Genomic DNA, 20656 nt, shown 5'->3' with positions numbered 1-20656 from the left:
GCCGCATTAAGGCTCAGTCTTTTTTCGGCAGCATGGCGGTCAGCGTTTCGTCCTTGTCGATGAAGTGGTGCTTCAGCGCGAAGGCGGCATGGCCGGCGACGACGAGGCCCAGCGCCCAGGAGAGGTAGAAATGGGCAGAGACGAGATAGGGCGTCAGTTCCGGGTTCTTTCCGCCGAGGCCGGGAATGGTGAAGAGACCGGCAACCGGGATTGCATAACCGGCAGAAGAACTGTTCCACCAGCCGGAAACAGGAACTGCGACCATCAGGAAGTAGAGGGCGAAGTGGCCGAGATGGGTGGCCGTCTTCATGATTGCCGGCATGTCCGTCAGTTCAGGCGGGCGGTTATAGGCGCGCCAGATGATACGCCCGACGATGAGGAAAAGCGTCGTGGTGGCGATCGATTTGTGCAGGGTGATGGCCCAGATCTTCTGTGCCGTCTCGCCGTCGCTGACACCGTAATGCAGCATGGCGCCGCCGTAATATCCCACGCCCCAGGCGACCACGATGATGGCCGCCATAAGCCAGTGAAGAAATTTTGAGGTTGCGTTGAAATTCCGCGATCCGGGTCGCGTCAGGGTTCCCGTGTCTGTTGTGCTGGCCATGTCGTTTCGCTCGTTCCCAGTTGAATACACTCGCGAAGACGGCCCGAACATTTCCTGCGGAAAATCAATAAATAGGTTTTGGATGAATCTTCAAATCAGTTCAAAAATTGACAAATAACATAAGTCATTCGGGCCGTTACTTGCGATTGTGAGGAAACAGATCGAAGTCAGTTTATCCAAGTACACAGAGTGTCGCAGAACGCGCGAAGATATCCCTCGTTACCTCAACGAGAGGCAGGGAAAACCGGCTTAAACCGTTTCCAATGAAAGGCTTTCTGTTTTAACTGCGTCTGTGGCGCCATCTTCAATCGCGGCGCTTTGCCTCACCCAGGGTTGAGCCGGCAATTCACCGAGAGGCGTTTCCGCCTTAGCCGGAATTACTCAGAGAGCCAAGCTGCGGTTTTCCTCGCGGCCGTAGCCGATCACCTCGATACGGTCCTTATAGACCTCGACGACGGCAAAGGTGTTTTCCGTCTCGGTATCGACCATGCCCTTGAAATTGACATACCAGGTGGAGCCAGTGCGTCCGAGATTACCGACATGGTTATGGCCGTTCAGATAGGCGATGACGTTGCCCGAGCGCTCGAACAATTCCGTAACCCGCTCGCCATTCCAGAGATTATGCGGGTTCTCGGGATAGAGCGGATAGTGCCCCATGACGATGACCGCCTCGCCGCGTTCTCGCGCGTCGGCAAGCATCTGCTCCAGCCAGGCGAACTGCCCATCGCCGATGCCGCCATTCCACGGCATGGCATTGATGGCGCCGGCAGCTTCCAGTGCGGCCAGACGACTGCGTGCCTCGGCGTGACGCGCATGCCCCTCCGAAGTGGAGAACAGGCTCACCTCGTTGCCGTCGATGACTACGAAGCGGATGCCGCCGCGCAAGAAATGATGCCAGGGGGCAGGCATGCCGAGACGCGCATGAACCTCTGTCAGCCGCTGCGGCGCAATGGAAAAATCGTGGTTGCCGGGAAGCAGGATGCTCTCGTGGCGCAGCCCTTCGTAGACGGAAAGAATAGGGTCGAAGCTTTCCCAGTCGCGATCAATCAGATCCCCGAGCGTCACGACGAAAGCGAGATCCTCGCCGTTCAGCGTATCGATCGCTTCCGCCAACTTCTTCGGGCTGTTGCGGTAATACCGGTCGTATTCCAGCCTCGGTTCGACATCTGCATACTGGGGATCGGCGATGACGCCGAAGCGGAGGAGAGGTTTTTCAGAAGACATGGCGCGCAGTTAGGCTCGATCTGTGACAGGGGTGTGACGGACGGCATGCAGATTGGCTGCTCACCCGCGATAAAGACGACGTGAACATAATCGTCGGCATTGTGATCCGGTCTCGCGGTCATTGCGGGTAAGAGGAACTGCATGCGCGTCATCGCGAAGACACGCTCTTTTGCCTGATTATTCCGGAAGAACGATTTGCCAGCAATCACCCGCCGAACCCTTCTTATCGCAACTCCCCTGTTCGTGACAGGATGCGCAACATCAGCGGTGCAGCCCATCGCCCTCAAGCCGTCCGTCGACCCTCACTATACGGCCATGTATGCCGCGATCGAGGGGGAGCAGTTTCCGATCAAGGCCGCGGACCTGAAACGCGTCGATCCGCAATATTATCGCCGCGAGGTAGCCTATCCGACGCGCGAACGACCCGGAACGATCGTCGTCGACACTAGAAACCGGTACCTCTACCTCGTTCAGGAAAACGGCCAGGCGCTGCGTTATGGCATTGGCGTCGGCAAGGCCGGACTGGAATTCGAAGGCGTCGGCAGGGTTCAATACAAGCGCCAGTGGCCGCGCTGGACGCCGACACAGGACATGATTGCCCGAGAGCCGGAACGTTACGGTCCGCTTGCCGCCGGCATGGAGCCGGGCGTGCTCAATCCGCTTGGGCCGCGAGCGCTCTATCTTTTCAAAGACGGTCGCGACACGCTCTACCGCATTCACGGCACGACGGAGGACTGGACGATCGGCAAGGCAGTTTCGAGCGGTTGCATTCGCCTGCTCAACCAGGACATCATCGACCTTTATCGCCGCGTTCCAGATGGAACCCGCGTCGTCGTTCTGCAGGATGGTCCACGAGACAGCTTCATGCCCGAAACCGTCTAAAACGGCGGTGAGGGGTAACCTGCCAAACACAAAAGAAAACACCCGGCGCCGCGAGACGCCGGGTGTTTCCGATGACTGAAACGGCTGAAGCTTACTTGGAAGCGGCTTCGTACATTTCCAGCACGTAATCCCAGTTGATCAGGCTGTCGACGAAGGCTTCGAGATACTTCGGACGGGCGTTGCGGTAGTCGATGTAATAGGAGTGTTCCCATACGTCGACGCCGAGGATCGGGGATGCGCCGTGAACCAGCGGGTTTTCGCCATTCGGGGTCTTGGAAATGGCGAGCTTGCCGTCCTTGACCGAAAGCCAAGCCCAGCCGGAGCCGAACTGCGTGGTGCCGGCTGCGATGAAATCAGCCTTGAACTTGTCGTAGCCGCCGAGATCGCTGTCGATTGCAGCCTGCAGCTTGCCGGGCAGCTTGTTACCGCCGCCGTCCTTCTTCATCCACTTCCAGAAATGGATGTGGTTGTAGTGCTGGGCAGCGTTGTTGAAGAGACCCTGATTGGTGCCGAAGGACTTCTTGACGACTTCCTCGACCGAAAGGTCGGCAAGGCCAGCTTCCGCTGCGAGCTTGTTGCCGTTGTCGACATAGGCCTTGTGGTGCTTGTCGTGGTGATACTCGAGCGTCTCCTTCGACATGAAGGGAACGAGCGCTTCGTAATCATAGGGAAGTGCGGGAAGTTCGAAGGCCATTGGTCTACTCCTTTTAGGCAAAACCTTGGGTAATCGTCGTGCGGGAACATAGGAGCGGACCGGAGAAGAGGCAACGCCCCCTATGCCAAAATTATGGCAAAAATCAAAGCTGCAGCGCAGCAGCTTTGCTTGGTAACGCCATGTCGTGGAACATCGTTCCAGCGATCCGGAAATTGCTCCGCCAATACCTGAATTTAGCGGCGCGTCACAGGACTGCCGCCAATCGGTGGCAATCGGAACATTCCAAAAGGAGGATTTGATTCGATGACAATCACGACCGCGCCGTTTGCCGCGCTGAGCATCTTTCTCATCACCGGCAGTGTTGCTCATGCATCCTCGGATGATGCCTGGGCAAAGTTCCAGACGGATGTTTCCAGAGCCTGCGTAAAGGCTTCCAAGGGACTGATCGAAAAAGGCAATACAGTCGTTGATCCCTATGGCAGCCAACATTACGGGATGGCCGTCGTGACCGGGAAGGCTGTCGGTGCGAAAACCAGGATCAGCACCATCTGCGTCTACGACAAGCAGAAAAAAACGGCCGAAATCGGCGGTGAGATCAGTGCAGAAAAGCTGGCGGTGAAGCCGTAAGCCAAAATGCGATCAACAATCAGCTTCGCGCAGGATTGCATTTCTATGGTTGGTCATTGTTTGCGTTTCCGTTTGCGATTTTGACATTTGACCGATGAGAGCAATGTGATCACCAACGATATTCCAGCAGTTCCGCAATTTTTGATGCGCGAAACCGATCATCATATTCTTCAGGCCATGGTGACCGATGAATTGGACAGGCGAGCTTCCGATATCGCCTGTCTGGACGATGCAAATGATACGGCTACACCCTTGCCCGCCCTCGACCTCTCTTCGGTCGATCTGTTCGTGCCGGATACCACTGAGGTTTCCGACACGACAGACAAGGCGGGTTCGCCCCCGATTGCGCTCAATGCGACCGCTGCCGCATCTGGAAGCGGGTATTCTACAAGCGAACTAATCCTCTTCCGCACGCTTACCGGCTATCGCCTGGATACGCATACGCCGATATGGCGGGCTGTAGACGATAACGGGAACCGCGTCTCAACGGCCGATCGGCTTTTCACCACATTGGCTGAAGAAGCGTTTCGTTTTGCCGACAGGCAGCGGCGCTTGGACGGCTCTGCTCAAGGAAATCTGGCGATCGAGGATCTTGCCCTGACGCTATCGTCGATCCGTCGTGCAGCAAGCTCGATCGGGTCGCGGGGACTGGTCGCATTCGAGCGATTGGAGACGGCAATCATGAGGGTAAAGGAAGAGACCAGCGCACAAGCGTTTGGCGCCTCGTGAACTACTCCGCCGATATTGTCGGATTTGATATATTTTGATTATCTAATATTTAAGCCGTGAGGCCTACAGTTTTCCGGACCACGGGAGCAAGGCATGACCACGGCAAAGACACGCGGGTTTGCAAACGACAGGGCAATGCTGCAGGCGGTGATGGCGGCAATGGACAACCTGCCGGTCGCCGTCGGCATTTTCGAGCTGGAAGGCCGGCCGCTCTACGCCAATCGTCGCTTCCAGGAATTGCATGACCTCGACAGCCGATGGCACAACGAGGACGAGACTTTTGCCGATGTCGTTGCCGATGGCCGGATGGCCGACTGGAAAGAAGACCCAATCGCCTATTTCGAGCGTCTTATCCGCAAGCTGCTCGAAGAAGGCTCTTCCGTGACGCAGGTGGAGATCGGCGACAAGATCATCGACGTCCAGGATGTGCTGCTTGACGGGAAATATCTGCTGAGCACACAGCAGGATATTACTGCGCGGGTGACGGCGGAACAGCGGGTTTCCTATCTCGCCCATCACGATCCGCTCACCGACCTGCCCAACCGCATGCGGTTTGCGGCGGAGCTTGCCAAGCTGATTGCGGAAAGCCGGGTGCTGCGCCGCCAGTTTGGCGTGATGAGTTTCGATATCGATCGTTTCAAGGATATCAACGACGTGTTCGGCCATGCAGCCGGCGATACCGTGCTGGCGGAACTGGCCAGGCGTCTCAAGAGCGTGATCAATGAAGACGACGTGGCTGCACGCCTTGGCGGTGACGAGTTTACCGTGATCAGCGTTGGTGACGACCAGCCGGAAACGATGACACGGCTTGCCGAGCGGCTGACGCGGGTGATGGAAGAGGAAATTGAAGTAGACGGGCGCTCGCTTCGGGTGAGCCTCAGCATCGGAATCGCCATGTTTCCGCAGGATGGCGCCGATGCTGCGACATTGCTTGCCAATTCGGATGCGGCGCTCTATCGCGCCAAGGCAGAAGGGCGCGGTCGCTTCTGTGCGTTCAACTCCCGCATGGACCGCCGAATGCATGACCGGCGCGTGCTGCAGCAGGACCTGCGCCATGCGATCAAACGTGGCGAACTGATGCTGCATTATCAGCCACAGGCCGCCGTTACCGGCGAGATCTTTGGCTTCGAGGCACTCTTACGCTGGCATCATCCAACCCGCGGCCTGATCACGCCTGACGAATTCGTGCCCTTGGCTGAGGAAAGCGGCCAGATCGTTGAAATCGGCCGCTGGGTGCTTAACGAAGCCGGGCGTGAAGCTGCAAGCTGGCCGAACCGGCTCAAGATCGCCATAAACATCTCGCCGATCCAGTTTCGCCAGGACAGCCTCGTTAGCGACGTTCATACGATGCTTCTGGAAACGGGGCTTTCCGCCGACCGGCTGGAACTTGAAGTCACCGAGGGCGTGCTGGTACAAGATTTCGCCCGGGCGCTGCAAATCCTGCGAGGCCTCAAGGCACTTGGTGTGCGGATTGCCATGGACGACTTCGGTACCGGATATTCGTCGCTCTCCTATCTGCAATCCTTCCCCTTCGATACGATAAAGATCGACAGGTCATTCACCTCCAAGCTGGTGGCCGACTCAAGCGCCGACGAGATCGTGCGCGCGGTGATCGGGCTCGGGCGCGGATTGAACATTCCGATCGTGGCGGAAGGTGTGGAGACGGAAGAACAACGCGCGTTTCTGGAAGACGCGCAGTGCCAGAACCTGCAGGGCCACCTGATAGGCCGGGCAGGCCCGATCGCGCAATATGCCGGCCTGACCGGGGCGGAGGACAACCCGTCTCTTCCGCAGATCGACACCGATGGATTTCACGTAAAGCAGACATCACGGCGGCGCTGAAACGCTGCGGGATCACTATGCCTCAGGGCATGACATAAGTCGGATCATCCAAGCCACGCGAACCGATCGTCATCCAGATGTGCTATCGGTGAACGGAGCGGTCACAGGCTGCGGCCTAGCTCCTTTCCGGTTCCTGTCGTAGACCGATCTTCCTGTGATACGGACGATCCGTGTCCCTTGCGCATAAGGTATTGTCATGACCGCCCTGCAGAATTCCCTTCTTGTCATCCTGCTTCACGGTGTCGGATCCAACGGCGCCGATCTCGCGCCGCTCGGCGAAAACTGGAAAGCGCGCCTGCCGGATGCCGTCTTCGTTTCACCGAATGCACCGGAGCGGTCGAGCTTCGGAACAGGTTACCAGTGGTTCAGCGTTGCCGGCGTGACCGAGGAAAACCGCCCTGCCCGCATTACCGCGGCCCGCCCGGCGTTCGATACGGTAATTTCCGACATCATCGAGGAAAATGGTTTCAACGGGCGTCTTGACCGGGTGGTGCTCGTCGGTTTTTCACAAGGCACGATCATGTCGCTTGATGCTGTCGCGAGCGGCCGCTGGCCGGTCGCAGCCGTTGTCGGTTTTTCCGGGCGGCTGGCGACCGAAAAGCCGCTCGCGCCATCGGCAGCAACCAAGGTTCTGCTGGTGCACGGCACGTCCGACCCGGTCATCCCTTCCTGGGAAACAGAGAAGGCGGAAACCGAACTCAAAGCGGCAGGTGTGGCCATCGAGACGGTCATCGAGCCGGGCCTCGGCCATACGATCTCGATCGGCGGCGTCGATCGCGCTGCGGATTTCCTGGAAGGAATCGCCCGGAATTGAGCGCCGGGCGGCTTATTTCCTGATAATCGGCTCGCCGTGGAAACGGCGGCGGGACGGTTTGGATACGCCGAAGCCGACTTCCATCATCAGCCGCGGCTTCGTTACCGGTACCGTGCCCATGTGGAAGCCGAACGGATCCTCGACGAAACCGGAGCCGGCCGGGCCAGTCAAAGTGACGGCCTGATCGGCACCGTAATAATCCAGCACTTCATCCGCCGGATGACCGACGAGCAGCGTGTACTGGTGCTTTGCCTTGCGCCGGTTGTGACTACCCTTGACGAAGACATGCGGACCGGTGCCTTCATCGACATCCACGAGGTTGAAGAAGAATTTCAGCATTCGCCAGTCGTCGAGATCGAAATGGAACTTGTCGAGCGACGCAAGGCTGCGGTCGGCTTCAGAAGAGGCCTGGGTCGGGAAACTCCACCAGATGCGAGTGGTTATAAGCCGGGCGCTGGCGCCGAGATAATGTTTTGCGACATCCATCAGCAAAGGGTCGGCCTGGATGGCGCGTACACCCTGGCTTTTCAACGATCGCTCGAAGAAATGGCCGCTCAGCAGCGACCGACCGAAACTCTGCTCAGCCTCGTTATGCCGGGGCGCGACAAATTCGAGAGACCGGTCGAAATTGCCGAAACACGGCATCATCAACGCAAAGCGGCCGATCTCCTGCTGGATCTCGGCAGGCATCTGCAGGCCGGTGAAAATACCGTCGCCGCGCAGGGCATCAGCAATCGCGGCTGCATCCAGCCTACCGAAAAGGGATGGCTGCGGCTTACCCGAGGGCTTGTATTTTGCCGACAGGGCCCAATGGGCACGACGGCCGGGCATCGTGCGGGCAAGCATGAACATCGGCAACCAGGCCGGATTTTCCTTCACGTCCGCAAGATAGGTTGGAATTCTAACCGCCATCCGGCGAAACCGGCTGCCATTTCGGGCGATTGTCTCAAGGTCGGTGGGCTGCGATGCACTCGATGATGATACGTCTACTGACATTGCCACTCCTAAGGGGCCTGTATTCCCAAGGGGGAGAGAGGATGCAGATACTACCTGACCTCATTTGGCATATTTTTGCTGCAATGCGGCAAAAATACGAGGTCAATTCAGCATATACTTTCTACGCCGCAATACAATTGACAGAAATAACTATATAATACTCTATCTTATTCGACAAATAATACGGCAAATAATATCAATGCCCGAGCACTATTATACCCGAGCATTGGCGATATCCGACTTGGATTATTTCAACTGCAGGCACAATTGACTTTAAAACTCTAAGTCTTTGTTTCCATGAAAGCCTATACCTATAACGATCTCAGCTTTCATTGGTTTTCCGGACGATCAGGCGTCGTTGCGACCGCCTGATCGAGCCCAGTCCATGTAAAGCTCCAAAGCCTTGCGGGCGACCGGTCCTTCCTGCAGTGAGCGTTCCTCGAACTTCGTGACAGGTGCGATCTTGGAATAGTTGCCCGAGGTGAATATCTCGTCGGCAGTTTCGAAATCCTTTACCGTCAGCGTTACTTCGCGAACGTCGAAACCGGATTCACGCAGCAGGCCAATGACACGCGAGCGGGTGATGCCGGCAAGGAAGGTGCCGTTGGCGATCGGCGTCATGACTACGCCGTCCTTGACCATGAAGATGTTCGAGGACGCGGTTTCCGCGACATTGCCGTTCATGTCGAGCGCGAGCGCATTGTCGAAGCCGCGCGAATGGGCCTCGATGATCATGCGGCCGCTGTTGGGATAAAGGCTACCGGCCTTGGCAATGGTCATGGCGACTTCCGGGCTGGGGCGACGGAAGGGCGACAGCGTCAGTGAAGAGGGCTTTGCGGTTCCCATCGGCGCCTCGAACAGGCAGAGCGCAAAGCGGGTCGATTCCGCATCAGGCGCGACGACGCTGTAGGATGTGCCATGTTCGGCCCAATACATCGGCTTGATGTAGATCGCCGTCTTGCCGTCGAATTTCTTGACGCCTTCGAGTGCGAGCGCCTCGATTTGTTCCGGGGTCATCGTCGGCTTCATGCCCATATTGGTGGCGGAGCGGTTGACGCGCTGGCAATGCAGGTCAAGGTCCGGCGAGATGCCATCGAACCAGCGGGCGCCATCGAAGACTGTCGAGGCCAGCCACATGGCGTGTGAGGTCGGGCCAATGAGCTTCGGATTGCCATCAATCCATTCCCCGTCCACATAGGTCCAGGTGATCGAGCGGGGGGATGTATCGACGGCCATGATCAGTCTCCTTCAAAGCAGGCACGAAAAATGGCGCGAATGAAGGCTTCAGACGACGGAAGGTCAAGCGATAATCTGAGATGAAACATCACAAAAATTGATGTTTCATCGTCAATTACCGATCAGGGATTGGCGCCGGGCTGGCTGGGCGTGGGAGGCTGCCCGGTCAAAGGGTTCTGCTGTGTCGGGTCTGCGCCTTGCAGATGGCCGCCAGCAGGAAATCGATTGGCATCATTCATCCAGATAATGCTCAGCACGCATGCAACCAAAAGGCCAAGAACAAGGATAAACAGCCAACGCAACGGGACACCTCTTCATTTCGTTCACGGATCTATATCGACCGACATGATCCGTGATCTTTCACCAGAACAATCGGGCGTCTATGCGGCAACACGAATAAACATGGGGCGGCACTGCGTTGACAGGCCTGTAAAGGCGGCGCAATTTCGAGCTTCGCTGCTATCCCGCAAGTCTAGACACTATAAACGCCATATAAACGCCATGCCCAAATCATCTCCAATGTCACTGACCCAGCAGATGGTCGACCTTTGCTTTCGCGAGGAGGAAGATCCGGGGCTGCCCGCGGCCTGGACCCCGCTGACCGACGCCGACTATACGGCGCTGACCCAGCGCCTGGTCGAGGAAATCGGTGACGAGCCGTTGTGGATCTTCGCTTATGGCTCGCTGATCTGGAAACCGGGTTTCGCGTCCATCGCGTGCCAGCGTGCAACCGCCTATGGCTGGCACCGATCGTTTTCGCTGCGTATCGAGCGCGGACGCGGTTCTCCCGCTCAGCCTGGGCTGATGATGATGTTATCGCGCGGTGGACGTTGCGACGGGTTGATCTACAGGGTGGCCGACCACGACAAGCGCGAGCAGATCGAAAGCGCGCTTAGGCGCGAACTCAGCAACAAGGACAGCTTGTCGACGTTTCGTTTTCTTCCGGTCAGGACGGAGGATGGCGGCACGATCCCGGCCCTGACATTCTGGGCGGGAGGAGACAGTCCGCGGATCGTCAAGCCGCTGCTGCCGCTGGAAGAGGTGGCCCCCATTCTGGCGCGTGCCTGCGGGCATCGCGGTTCCTGCGCCGAATATCTCTATAATACCGTGGTCCATCTGGCGGAATTCGGCATTCGCGACCGCAATCTCTGGCGGCTGCAGGAACTGGTGGCGAAGGAAGTGGAAGCAGTACACGGGGCCTCGGCCTCCCAGGCCCCCACCAATGCGGCCGGCGCCCTGTCGCCTTACACATCTGCGCGCCTTACCTGACGGCAGAGGTTCCGCTCTTCGCATCGAGGCTCATCGCACTGTGCATCCCGGCGTACTATCCCTCAAATGGGTGAAGACCTCACGCTTCGATCGTGATTGAACGCTTGAGGGGCCTTGTCAGCCCTTGACTGAAATGGCTGGCTCCCTCGACAAACCTGTTCGGGGCACTCCACGAGAGGGCCAGCCATACGTATACATGAAGAAAGAATGGCAGAAACTGTGACGACGACGGCGCTTATCCTCTATTTGCTGATTGCGAAAATCTTCTTCGTCATCACCCTGATCGAGGGCGCGTTGCGCAACCTTCCGTGGACGGCGGCTCGGTTTTCGGGGCTATTGCTGACCACCGCATGGCCCTTTCTCATACTCGCAGTCGCCATCGCCAGCCGCCGGAGCAGCAAGAAGACAGCGCAAGACCCCGATCCTCGAAACACCGCCAGCTGCCCATAGAAGACCTGTGCCATCGCCCTATATGCGCCCGTCGATATCAATTGACGGCGGGCAACGGGGCAGATGCAGAGCATATTGAAGGAAGGCGAGACCTGCTGGCGGATCGCACAGGCAGACAGGCTTTCGATCATCATCGACGCCGCCGACTTCTTTCGTTACGCCAAGAGCGCCATGGCAAAGGCGCAACGCTCTATCTACCTGATCGGCTGGGATTTCGACACGCGGATCGACCTGATACCTGGCAATGGCGACGACAGGCAACGGAACCGGAAGGCCTCCGACGAACTGCCCGACCAGCTCGGCAAGTTTCTCAACGCGATCGCCGCGCGCAATGAAAATCTCGATATCCGCATCCTGAAATGGGATATCGGGCTGATCAATTCGATCACACGCGGCGAGACGCCGTTCTACATTCTCAAATGGATGTTCGACAAACGCATCAACCTGAAGCTGGACGGCGCGCATCCATCGATCTCATCGCATCATATGAAGCTGCTGGTGATCGACGACGAAGTGGCATTCTGCGGCGGGATCGACATGACGGTCGGGCGCTGGGATACGCGCGACCATGCGGATAAAGAACCGTTGCGCAAGTCTCCCATGGGCTTCGCGCAAGGCCCCTGGCATGATGCAACAACGTGTCTTTCCGGCGAGGCGGCACGGGCGCTCGGCGAAATCGCGCGGATGCGATGGAAACGCGCAACGGACGAGAAACTGCCTGAGCCGCGTGATCTGGCGCAGAAAGATACGCCCTGGCCGGAGGGGCTCGATGTCGGTTTCCGCGACATCGCCATCGGTATTGCGCGTACCGCACCGGAATATGACAGTCGCGAACAGGTCGTCGAGATCGAAACCGCCAAGCTTGCGATCATCGCCGCGGTGAAAAAGACGCTTTATGTGGAAAGCCAGTATTTCGCTTCCCGGCGGATCGCGGAAGCCATGGCCGAGCGCCTGAAAGAACCGGACGGCCCGGAGATCGTGCTGATCAATCCGGAAGGCTGCGAAGGGTTTCTGGAAGCGAAGGCAATGGACGGCGCACGTATCCGGCTGATGAAGCTGGTCAGAGAGGCGGACGTCCACAATCGGTTCCGCCTCTATTATCCGGTCAATGCGGCGCGCACGCCGATCTATGTCCATGCCAAGATGATGTTTGCCGACGACCGGATCGTGAAGATCGGCTCGGCCAATCTGAACAACCGGTCAATGGGCTATGACACAGAATGCGACCTCATTCTGGAGGCTTCTGAAGGGCAGACGGATCTCACGGACAAGATCATCGCCACGCGGGACGACCTGATTGCCGAACATCTGGGGCGCGATGCATCGGAGGTTTCGGCAGCGATTGCGGCGCATGGCGGGTCGATTATCGCTGCGATCGAAGCGCTGAACCGGGACAGTGGACGCGGGCTTGTATCCGTGCCGATGCGCGACTTGACGGCGGACGAGGAGCTGATTGCCGAATCCGACATTGCCGATCCAGAGCGGCCTGCCGGCGTGCGTTATCGGACTTCCAGCTTCCTCAAGCGGAAGTTCGGGCACAAGGTGAAAAAAGCGCTCTGAACGCCATCGTGCAGGATGCGTTCAGAACCGTTCCGCGAGAAAATCGATGAAAGCGCGGATGCGCACCGCCAGATGTTCATGCCCGGCGTAAACAGCGTGGATGTCTTCGATATCTTCCGGGTTGAAATCCTCCAGTATGGGAACGAGGCGGCCGGCCTGGATGTCCGGCTCCACATGGAAGCGGCCGACGCGACCGATACCGAGACCATCAACGCAGAACTGGCGGATGATCGAACCGCTTGACGCTTTAAGGCTTCCTGATACGGGGCGCAGATCGATCTTGCCGGTCAGCGGATCGCGGAACGGCCAGCCTTCGACCGATCGGCGGAAATTGAAGTTGATGCAGTTGTGCCCTTCAAGGTCGGCCGGCGATTGCGGCAAGCCGCGCTCGGCAATATAGGCGGGCGAGGCAATCACCACCTGGCGGGTCTGACCGAGTTTTCGCGCCATCAGCGAGGAGTCGCGCAGCGGTCCGTGGCGGATGGCGATATCCACCCGCTCGCGGATGAGATCGACCGTATCGTCGGTCAGCGTGACATCCAGCTGGACATCCGGAAAGAGCTGCAGAAATTCCCGGGTCATCGGCAGGATGTAGAGTTCACCAAAGCCGACGGAGGCATTGACCGACAGCGGACCGCGCGGCAACGCCCGCCCGCCGCCGGAAACGATCTCTTCCGTATCGGCGATCTCGGCGAGGATGCGCGAGGCGCGCGCCAGATAGGTTTCGCCTTCCGGCGTCAGTTGCAGCAAACGGGTGGAACGCACGACGAGCCGCGTACCCAACCGGTCTTCCAGACGGGTGACGAGCTTGCTGACTGCCGAGGGTGACAGCTTCAGCCGTCGGCCTGCCGCCGAAAAGCTCTTCAGCTCGGCGGCGAGGACGAAGACTTCCATTTCTCCGGCGCGGTTGTCCAAAGGAACCTCTCAACTTGCCGATGCTAAACACAGCATCTTTCTCTGTGCCTGCTTTGCTTGGATTCAGCCGCACGAAATCAAAACAAATCGTTCGACGTCTCAGCTGTGATTTCATTTCACAGATGATTATCAATTTATGTCGCTACACAGGCAAGTGTCCAGCAACGATATTGCGGCACATCGAATGATCTTCCCTTGGCCCCCTCCTCCCAAGGGATCAGGACAAGGATACCCCAAATGCCTCTCGCTCTTTATGCGTTGACGGCCGGTGCGTTTGGCATCGGCGTCACGGAATTCGTCATCATGGGTCTGCTGATCGATGTCAGCAAGGATCTCGGTGTCTCGATCTCGGCTGCCGGTCTGCTGATTTCCGGTTATGCGCTCGGCGTCGTCATCGGCGCGCCGATCCTCGGTGCCATTTCCGGAAAATGGTCGAAAAAGACCCTGCTGATGGCGCTGATGGTGGTGTTCACCATAGGCAATCTCGCCTGCGCCATCGCGCCCCACTACTGGACACTGATGGCAGCCCGCGTACTGACAGCCTTTGCCCACGCTTCCTTCTTCGGTGTCGGTTCGGTGGTTGCGACCAGCCTCGTCGCGCCGAACAAGAAGGCATCCGCCATCGCCATCATGTTCACCGGCCTGACCGTCGCCAATATCCTCGGCGTGCCGTTCGGTACCTGGCTCGGACAGGCCTATGGCTGGCGTTCGACCTTCTGGGCCGTAACGCTGATCGGTGTGGCGGCCTTTATCGTCATCGCGCTTCTGGTACCGAAGGACAAGGCATCCGACACACAGGAAGAAGCCTCGCAGGGCGTGCTTGCCGTGCTCGGCCGCCGCGCGGTTCTGCTCGGCCTTCTGACCACCGTGCTCTCCTGGGTAGGTGTTTTTGCCGGCTTCACCTATATCGCGCCTATCCTCACACAAATTACCGGTTTCTCTGAAGCGGCAGTCTCGCCGATCCTGCTCGTCTTCGGTGGCGGCCTCGTGATCGGCAATCTCGCCGGCGGCTGGCTGGCGGACCGTCACCTCATGCCGACCATTGTCGGCAGCCTGATCGCGCTTGCCGTCGTGCTTCTCGCCATGACTGCCGTCATCCACCAGCCGGTGCTTATGGTGATCGCGATTGCCCTGTTCGGTGCCGCTGCCTTTGCCACCGTCGCACCGCTGCAGATGTGGGTGCTTGCCAAGGCCGAAGGTGCCGGCCAGGGCCTCGCTTCGTCCTTCAACATTGCCGCCTTCAACCTCGGCAATGCGATCGGCGCATGGCTCGGCGGCGCCGTCATCGACCATGGCCCCGGTCTCGGATCGGTTACCCTGGTTGCCGGCCTCGTTCCGATCGCAGCCCTTGCAGTCGCCGTTATCGCGATCCGCATGGACAAGAGCCGCAGCGGCAATGCCGCCCAGCTTTCACCGGCAGAATAACAGTTAGCAAGGATGACGGTCATGGATTATCGCACACTTGGAAAATCCGGTTTGAAAGTGCCGGTTCTCTCCTTCGGCGCCGGAACATTCGGCGGGTCCGGCCCACTGTTCAGCGCATGGGGGAATACGGATGTCGAGGAGGCCCGACGCCTCGTCGACATCTGCCTCGAAGCCGGCGTCAACCTGTTCGATACGGCGGACGTCTATTCGAACGGCGCATCGGAAGAGGTGCTGGGACAGGCGATCAAGGGCCGTCGTGACGAGCTGCTGATCTCCACCAAGGCTAGCCTGCCGTCCGGCGATGGGCCAAATGACTGGGGCTCGTCGCGGTCCCGGCTGATCGGAGCCGTCGAGAAAGCGCTCAAACGGCTCGGCACCGACCATATCGACATTTTCCAGCTGCATGCCTTCGATGCTTCGACCCCGGTGGAAGAAGTGGTATCGACGCTCGACCGGCTCGTTCAAGACGGCAAGCTGCGTTACATCGGCGTGTCAAACTTCTCCGGCTGGCAGATCATGAAATCGCTGGCGGCGGCGGAAAAGAACGGCTGGACGCGTTATGTCGCCAATCAGGTCTATTATTCGCTGATCGGTCGCGATTACGAATGGGACCTGATGCCACTCGGCGAAGACCAGGGCCTTGGCGCGCTGGTGTGGAGCCCGCTCGGCTGGGGCCGGCTGACTGGCAAGATCAGCCGTTCAAAGCCTATCCCGGCGGGAAGCCGGCTGCATGAGACAGCAAGTTTCGGCCCGCCGGTGGAGGACGAACATTTCTACCGGGTAGTCGACGCCCTGGAGGACGTGGCCGCCGAAACGGGAAAAACCGTGCCGCAGGTGGCGATCAACTGGCTGATATCCCGTCCGACCGTTTCTTCGGTCATCATCGGCGCCCGCAACGAGGAACAACTGAGGCAGAACCTCGGCGCAGTGGGCTGGTCACTGACGAAAGAGCAGATCGCAAAGCTGGACACGGCAAGCGCCGTGACGGTGCCCTATCCGCATTTCCCCTATTACAGGCAGGACGGGTTCGCGAAGCTCAATCCACCACTTGCCGGGTGATTACCACCGGACGGATCTGTATCCGACAAAATCTCGCAGTTGATCCGTCCGTCAAACAGCCCATGTAGAGTGGGCTTCATTTCTGGCTCGGCCACTTTTCGTCTAGTCTCGGCCGGGCTTCGCTTTTCAAAGGAGTTTTCATGTTCGACGTCAGCGCAAACGGCGCAAACATCCCCGCCCTCGGTTTCGGTACTTTCCGCATGCCCGATGCCGATGTGCATCGCGTCCTGCCGGAAGCCCTGAAGCTCGGCTTCCGCCATGTCGATACCGCTCAGATCTACAAGAACGAAGCCGCCGTCGGCGATGTTCTGAAGTCTTCGGGCATTGCCCGGCAGGACATCTTTCTCACCACCAAGGTCTGGGTCGATCGTGTCGGCCACAAGGATTTCATCGCGTCGGTGGATGAAAGCCTGACCAAGCTGAAGACCGATCATGTCGATCTTCTTCTGCTTCACTGGCCGCAGAGCGAGATGCCGCTGGCTGACCGGATCGGAGCGCTGAACGAGCTGCGAAAGGCCGGCAAGGTCAAGAATGTCGGCGTCTCCAACTTCTCCACCACGCTGCTGGCGGAAGCGGTAAAACTGTCGGATGCACCGATCGTCAACAACCAGATCGAATATCACCCCTATCTCGACCAGACCAAGGTTTTGGCGGAAGCGGCAAAGACCGGCATGTCGGTGACAGCCTATTACCTGATGGCCGACGGCGCCGTGCCGAAGGACGAGGTGCTGAAGGATATCGGCGCCAAGCATGGCAAGACCGCCGCACAGGTGGTGCTGCGCTGGGCCGTGCAGCAGAAGGGCGTGATCGCGCTGTCGAAGACCGCCACGGAAAGCCGTCTGCCGGAGAATTTCGACATTTTCGACTTCGCGCTTTCGCAAGACGAGATGGCAGCAGTTCACAAACTTGCCCGCCCGGACGGCCGCATCGTCAATCCGGGGCACCTCGCGCCGGAATGGGATAAGTAGTCTTCGATCCCGGTTTTCTGTTGAATGATTGGAGCTCCGGAGAGAATATCTCCGGAGCTTTTTCGTCGGAGTGATCGTGAGTGGTAGACCTTGAATAAAAACGAAAATCCGGGCAGCACGCATCCGCTCCTGCGTCGGGTGGAAGGCCGCTTCTTTCGTTCGGTCCCGACGCCCCGGCTGGACAAGGTTCTTGATCCACCCGCCCCCAACAGCGCCGGCCGTTACCATCGTCCAGGCGAGCGTATTCTTTACACGAGCGCGACGTTCGAATCGGCTGTCGCGGCGGTCTCCGGCTATATGCATCAGGATGGTTTGCCTCGCATGATGGTGCCGCTCCAGATCAGTGAGGTCTTCGTGCTCGACCAGCATGACGAAGAGGCCTGCAAGGCATTCGGCATCAAAAGGGATCATTCCAACGAAGCTTGGCAGGCAGCGATTGCGGAAGGTCGCGAGCCTGCTTCCTGGCGCAACGCCGATATCGCCCGCGCCGCAGGTGCGGGAGGGATTATCGATCGATCCCGCAAGATGCCGGGCGGATGGCATCTCAACCTGTTTTACTGGAATGAAAGCGGTGGTCCGAAGGTGGAGATATGCGGCGAGCCAGTGGAGATCGTTCTCCTCGCCGGAGAGCCAACATGGGACCGGAGCCGAACCGACTGAGGACAGGATGGGTGGGGAAGCACCCGTTCCGTTTCGCATTTGGGAAAGAAATCACTCATCCGGGCAAGTAGAGGCCATCATTGTGCCAGACTGTTTCGGTCAACCATTGCCTCCCCCGGCCATCGCCATAGTTTTCCAAGCGGGCTGGAGAAGGAGGAATTTTCCATGCTTTTCAGAACCTTATTGCTCTCTGCGGCGGTGATCGCCACAACAAGCCTGCCTGCTGCGGCACAACGGCGAGGTGATGAACCAACACCGAAGGATTGCCCCGAAAGCCTGCCCGCCGGCACCGAGTGTTTCGCAGGCCGGGATATGCGCGGCGCCTATTACTGGATCGCCAAGCCGAAGAACTGGAACGGCGTGCTTGTCGTCCATGCCCATGGCGGGCCGCGGACGGCCACGCCGAAACCCGACGATCCGGTAGAGGATCTGGAGCGTTTCGCCGTGACGGTTCAGGAGGGTTATGCCTGGGCAGGGTCCAACTATCGCCGACAGGGTTATGGCGTGCGGATGGCCGCCGCGGACACCGACAATGTGCGGCGCATCGCCGAGCGGCTGCTGGGGGAGCCGAAGACCGTTCTGCTGCACGGCCAGTCATGGGGCGGCAATGTGGCCGCCAAGACCGCCGAACTTTATGCGCTCGACTGGCGTGGCCACAAGAATTACGACGGTGTGGTGCTGACCAGCGGGCTGCTTGCAGGCGGAAGCCGCGGCTATGACTTCCGCGCCGATCTGCGCGCCGTCTACCAGTATTACTGCAAGAACCATCCGCGTGCCGACGAGGTGCAATATCCGGTCTGGCAGGGCCTGCCCAAGGGTACCTCTATGAAGCGCGACGAGCTGGAAAAGCGCATCGATGAATGCACCGGCCTGTCGCTTGCAAAGGACAAGCGTTCACCGGAGCAGGCAAAGAACCTCGCCAATATTCTCGCCGTCACCCATGTGCCGGAAAAGACCCTTGTGGCGCATCTCGCCTGGGCGACGGGGATGTTTCAGGACATCGTATGGTGCAGGCTCGACGGGAAGAACCCGTTCGACAATTCCGCAGTCCAGTACAAGGGTTCGGATGATGATGCGGCGCTGAACAAGGGCGTCGAACGGTTCAAGGCCGATCCGGAGGCACGCCGGGCGATGGTCTACGACGCCGACCTTACCGGCCAGATCATGCTGCCGACGATCACGCTACATGCCAAGGACGACCCGACGGTGTTCGTTGACCATGAGGCGATCTATCGCCAGACTGTGGAAAAGGCCGGCAATGGCGACCTGCTGCAACAGAATTTTTCCGACGAGGCGGAGCATTCGAAACTGTCTACGCCACAATATGCGGCACTGTTTTCCGCCATGCTGAGCTGGATTGACAGAAACGAAAAGCCGACCAAGCAGTCCGTCGCGGCGCTCTGCGAGGAGAAGCGCAAGACTTATGACGAGGCATGCAAGCTGCTGCCGGAATTTGAGCCCGCGGTGGAATAAGCAAACAGGAGCCTGCCAATACCCCTCTGCCCTGTCGGCCAGAGGGGGCCGGCTTGCACTTGCGCCGAATGATCTAGTCAGTCCTTGGCAAAGGTCGTCGCCGTCTGCGAGGTGGTGACCATGGTGTTGTAGTCCGAGACGATCCACTCGATGTCGTTGCCGCCGGCCTTGCGGGCGTCGCCCTTGAATTTTCGGAGTTGTTCGTCGAGATCACGCAGTTTGGAAAGAAGCGAAGCCGGGCGGCTTTCGAAGACGTGGAAACTGTCCGGGTGATCGATGGCATAGTCGTCGAATTCGCGCACCGCGCTTGCATAGGCGTCGAGCTCACCCTTGAAAACGGCCATGTCGACCACCGGTCTTTCGTTGTCCGGCATCAGGTCCATCATCGCTTCGGCGCGGATCATGACGTTGCGGACATGCCAGCGGGATTTGCGCCCTTCGGCCTGTTCGAGAGCCTTAAGCGACGCTAGGTCGAGCTTCACCTTTTCCGCCCGCAGCGTCGCGGCGCTCCCCATAGGTCGGAGCAAGTGCTGCGATATCCTTATGGTAGGCCTTGGCGCCTTCCATCTTGTCGGACTTGTAGTCCAGCCGCTCGTAATATTTGTTGGCTTTTTCGATCACCGGCGCGAGCTTCTGGTAGGTCTCGACATAGGCGAGCATGGCTGCATCGAGTTCCGGCATTTTCGGATCGGCCTTGGCTGCCTGCTCGACGGCTGCGATCTCATCGCGCACGTCATAAAGCGAGTAGAGGCCGTAAATGACCCTTTCCTTGCCGGTCGGCCCCTTCTTCATATCGACCCAGCTAGCGTAACGCTCGAGCGATTCCGAGGCGCGAATGGAGCGGTTCAAGAATTCGACATAGGCATTCATCTTGACGATCGCCGCGTCGGAAACGTCAACCTCCGCTTCAGGCCCTGTGGAGGATTGGGCAAAAGCAGGCGTGCCGGAGAGAACCGGCGCCATCGTCGGCACCTGCAGCAAAAGCGAAATCGCGGCTACGGCAAACGCCCTCGACGTGAAAATGCGCATTCTGATTACCCCCGAAAGACATAGAATATTAACTGACTGAATTTGAGGCTCAAGCCGAGAACGTCAACTGCAAAAATTCGCACTTACAGCGGATCTACAAGACAATGAGTGCCGTCAATCCGAAGCGAAGCTGCGCATATCAATCTCAATTTGCATCGCTGCGGAATTTCAACTTTGTTTCCTGACAAATATTCAGTTTCGCAACATTTTTTTCGCTTCATGCGCATTTGATTAAATTG

21 protein-coding genes are annotated in these 20656 nt (G+C 58.5%); 13 read left to right on the top strand and 8 right to left on the bottom strand.

Translation table 11 applies throughout. The annotated features are described in order from the left end of the window. Window positions 1-13: 13 nt before the first annotated feature. Both JZX87_RS05665 and JZX87_RS05660 read right to left on the bottom strand, forming a co-directional pair. Window positions 14-604, bottom strand: a complete 591-nt coding sequence (locus JZX87_RS05665) for a cytochrome b (protein WP_148143958.1) — start codon at window positions 602-604, stop codon at window positions 14-16. Window positions 605-985: 381 nt separating this feature from the next. Next, window positions 986-1828 (bottom strand): metallophosphoesterase, encoded by an 843-nt coding sequence (locus tag JZX87_RS05660; RefSeq protein WP_206824398.1) that lies wholly within the window; start codon window positions 1826-1828, stop codon window positions 986-988. Between the two features lie 267 nt (window positions 1829-2095). Between JZX87_RS05660 and JZX87_RS05655 the strand changes: the two genes are divergently transcribed. Beyond that, window positions 2096-2710 carry a L,D-transpeptidase gene (locus JZX87_RS05655; protein ID WP_502711296.1) on the top strand — a complete coding sequence of 205 codons (615 nt, stop codon included), beginning with the start codon at window positions 2096-2098 and terminating at the stop codon, window positions 2708-2710. A 91-nt stretch (window positions 2711-2801) separates the two neighbouring features. Here JZX87_RS05655 and JZX87_RS05650 read toward each other — a convergent pair whose 3' ends face one another. Beyond that, window positions 2802-3404, bottom strand: coding sequence for a superoxide dismutase (locus JZX87_RS05650; RefSeq protein WP_148143961.1), 603 nt, complete (start codon window positions 3402-3404; stop codon window positions 2802-2804). A gap of 264 nt (window positions 3405-3668) precedes the next feature. Here JZX87_RS05650 and JZX87_RS05645 point away from each other — a divergent pair, with 264 nt between their 5' ends. The 4 genes from JZX87_RS05645 to JZX87_RS05630 all read left to right on the top strand — a co-directional run bounded on the left by JZX87_RS05645 (window position 3669) and on the right by JZX87_RS05630 (window position 7377). After that, a complete protein-coding gene (locus JZX87_RS05645; protein ID WP_148143962.1) occupies window positions 3669-3992 on the top strand; it encodes a hypothetical protein in 324 nt (107 codons plus the stop codon). Window positions 3993-4097: 105 nt separating this feature from the next. Further along, a complete protein-coding gene (locus tag JZX87_RS05640; RefSeq protein WP_206824397.1) occupies window positions 4098-4721 on the top strand; it encodes a hypothetical protein in 624 nt (207 codons plus the stop codon). Between the two features lie 93 nt (window positions 4722-4814). Then, a complete protein-coding gene (locus tag JZX87_RS05635) occupies window positions 4815-6563 on the top strand; it encodes a putative bifunctional diguanylate cyclase/phosphodiesterase (RefSeq protein ID WP_206824395.1) in 1749 nt (582 codons plus the stop codon). Between the two features lie 196 nt (window positions 6564-6759). Continuing rightward, complete coding sequence (locus tag JZX87_RS05630) at window positions 6760-7377, top strand: alpha/beta hydrolase (RefSeq protein WP_206824394.1); 618 nt, start codon at window positions 6760-6762, stop codon at window positions 7375-7377. 12 nt (window positions 7378-7389) lie between these two features. On the opposite strand, the gene JZX87_RS05625 is transcribed toward JZX87_RS05630, so the two are convergent. Both JZX87_RS05625 and JZX87_RS05620 read right to left on the bottom strand, forming a co-directional pair. Beyond that, on the bottom strand, window positions 7390-8373 hold the full coding sequence (locus JZX87_RS05625) for a phytanoyl-CoA dioxygenase family protein (RefSeq protein ID WP_148143965.1): 984 nt from the start codon (window positions 8371-8373) through the stop codon (window positions 7390-7392). Between the two features lie 348 nt (window positions 8374-8721). Then, window positions 8722-9609 carry a branched-chain amino acid aminotransferase gene (locus tag JZX87_RS05620; RefSeq protein ID WP_148143966.1) on the bottom strand — a complete coding sequence of 296 codons (888 nt, stop codon included), beginning with the start codon at window positions 9607-9609 and terminating at the stop codon, window positions 8722-8724. Window positions 9610-10110: 501 nt separating this feature from the next. On the opposite strand from JZX87_RS05620, the gene JZX87_RS05615 reads away from it, so the two are divergent. From JZX87_RS05615 to JZX87_RS05605, 3 genes are all read left to right on the top strand, one after another. After that, complete coding sequence (locus tag JZX87_RS05615) at window positions 10111-10878, top strand: gamma-glutamylcyclotransferase (protein ID WP_206824392.1); 768 nt, start codon at window positions 10111-10113, stop codon at window positions 10876-10878. 207 nt (window positions 10879-11085) lie between these two features. Continuing rightward, the gene (locus JZX87_RS05610) at window positions 11086-11328 is read left to right on the top strand and encodes a hypothetical protein (RefSeq protein ID WP_206824387.1); all 243 of its coding nucleotides are present in this window, start codon (window positions 11086-11088) and stop codon (window positions 11326-11328) included. A 63-nt stretch (window positions 11329-11391) separates the two neighbouring features. After that, a complete protein-coding gene (locus JZX87_RS05605; RefSeq protein ID WP_206824386.1) occupies window positions 11392-12888 on the top strand; it encodes a phospholipase D-like domain-containing protein in 1497 nt (498 codons plus the stop codon). A 21-nt stretch (window positions 12889-12909) separates the two neighbouring features. On the opposite strand, the gene JZX87_RS05600 is transcribed toward JZX87_RS05605, so the two are convergent. Next, window positions 12910-13803 (bottom strand): LysR family transcriptional regulator, encoded by an 894-nt coding sequence (locus tag JZX87_RS05600; protein ID WP_206824385.1) that lies wholly within the window; start codon window positions 13801-13803, stop codon window positions 12910-12912. A gap of 237 nt (window positions 13804-14040) precedes the next feature. Between JZX87_RS05600 and JZX87_RS05595 the strand changes: the two genes are divergently transcribed. The 5 genes from JZX87_RS05595 (at window position 14041) to JZX87_RS05575 (ending at window position 19388) form a co-directional block, all read left to right on the top strand. Then, the gene (locus JZX87_RS05595; RefSeq protein ID WP_206824384.1) at window positions 14041-15228 is read left to right on the top strand and encodes an MFS transporter; all 1188 of its coding nucleotides are present in this window, start codon (window positions 14041-14043) and stop codon (window positions 15226-15228) included. A gap of 21 nt (window positions 15229-15249) precedes the next feature. Next, window positions 15250-16287 (top strand): aldo/keto reductase, encoded by a 1038-nt coding sequence (locus tag JZX87_RS05590; protein WP_206824383.1) that lies wholly within the window; start codon window positions 15250-15252, stop codon window positions 16285-16287. A 140-nt stretch (window positions 16288-16427) separates the two neighbouring features. Further along, window positions 16428-17255, top strand: a complete 828-nt coding sequence (locus tag JZX87_RS05585; protein WP_206824382.1) for an aldo/keto reductase — start codon at window positions 16428-16430, stop codon at window positions 17253-17255. A gap of 90 nt (window positions 17256-17345) precedes the next feature. Beyond that, window positions 17346-17915: an RES family NAD+ phosphorylase gene (locus tag JZX87_RS05580; RefSeq protein WP_206824381.1), complete on the top strand. Its 570-nt coding sequence runs from the start codon at window positions 17346-17348 to the stop codon at window positions 17913-17915. Between the two features lie 165 nt (window positions 17916-18080). Then, window positions 18081-19388, top strand: a complete 1308-nt coding sequence (locus JZX87_RS05575; protein WP_206824380.1) for an alpha/beta hydrolase family protein — start codon at window positions 18081-18083, stop codon at window positions 19386-19388. 77 nt (window positions 19389-19465) lie between these two features. On the opposite strand, the gene JZX87_RS31240 is transcribed toward JZX87_RS05575, so the two are convergent. Further along, entirely contained in the window at window positions 19466-19870 is a 405-nt protein-coding gene (locus JZX87_RS31240) for a DUF3829 domain-containing protein (protein WP_353654164.1), read from the bottom strand. Then, window positions 19845-20417 (bottom strand): DUF3829 domain-containing protein, encoded by a 573-nt coding sequence (locus tag JZX87_RS31235; protein WP_286194167.1) that lies wholly within the window; start codon window positions 20415-20417, stop codon window positions 19845-19847. Before JZX87_RS31235 ends, JZX87_RS31240 begins: the two co-directional genes overlap by 26 nt. Between the last annotated feature and the right edge of the window lie 239 nt (window positions 20418-20656).

This window comes from Agrobacterium sp. Ap1 (assembly GCF_017313375.1).
In the GTDB taxonomy this organism is placed as follows: domain Bacteria; phylum Pseudomonadota; class Alphaproteobacteria; order Rhizobiales; family Rhizobiaceae; genus Neorhizobium; species Neorhizobium cellulosilyticum.
The sequence above is the reverse complement of the archived record's forward strand: the minus strand, read 5'-3'. Positions and strand labels throughout refer to the sequence as shown.